This is a genomic window from Proteus sp. FZP2095 (genome assembly GCF_023701425.1).
GTDB lineage: Bacteria > Pseudomonadota > Gammaproteobacteria > Enterobacterales > Enterobacteriaceae > Proteus > Proteus cibarius.
This window is the reverse complement of record NZ_JAMQBJ010000017.1, coordinates 1-820: the sequence shown is the minus strand read 5'-3', so window position 1 is coordinate 820 and position 820 is coordinate 1. Positions and strand designations below refer to the sequence as shown.

General features: G+C 52.4%; 1 protein-coding gene. It reads right to left on the bottom strand.

Going from position 1 to position 820, the window contains the following annotated elements; genetic code table 11:
- Positions 1-52: 52 nt before the first annotated feature.
- Positions 53-757 (bottom strand): IS6-like element IS26 family transposase, encoded by a 705-nt coding sequence (locus tag NBG71_RS18630; RefSeq protein ID WP_001067855.1) that lies wholly within the window; start codon positions 755-757, stop codon positions 53-55.
- Positions 758-820 lie beyond the last annotated feature (63 nt).

Genomic DNA, 820 nt, shown 5'->3' with positions numbered 1-820 from the left:
GGCACTGTTGCAAAGTTAGCGATGAGGCAGCCTTTTGTCTTATTCAAAGGCCTTACATTTCAAAAACTCTGCTTACCAGGCGCATTTCGCCCAGGGGATCACCATAATAAAATGCTGAGGCCTGGCCTTTGCGTAGTGCACGCATCACCTCAATACCTTTGATGGTGGCGTAAGCCGTCTTCATGGATTTAAATCCCAGCGTGGCGCCGATTATCCGTTTCAGTTTGCCATGATCGCATTCAATCACGTTGTTCCGGTACTTAATCTGTCGGTGTTCAACGTCAGACGGGCACCGGCCTTCGCGTTTGAGCAGAGCAAGCGCGCGACCATAGGCGGGCGCTTTATCCGTGTTGATGAATCGCGGGATCTGCCACTTCTTCACGTTGTTGAGGATTTTACCCAGAAACCGGTATGCAGCTTTGCTGTTACGACGGGAGGAGAGATAAAAATCGACAGTGCGGCCCCGGCTGTCGACGGCCCGGTACAGATACGCCCAGCGGCCATTGACCTTCACGTAGGTTTCATCCATGTGCCACGGGCAAAGATCGGAAGGGTTACGCCAGTACCAGCGCAGCCGTTTTTCCATTTCAGGCGCATAACGCTGAACCCAGCGGTAAATCGTGGAGTGATCGACATTCACTCCGCGTTCAGCCAGCATCTCCTGCAGCTCACGGTAACTGATGCCGTATTTGCAGTACCAGCGTACGGCCCACAGAATGATGTCACGCTGAAAATGCCGGCCTTTGAATGGGTTCATGTGCAGCTCCATCAGCAAAAGGGGATGATAAGTTTATCACCACCGACTATTTGCAACAGTGCC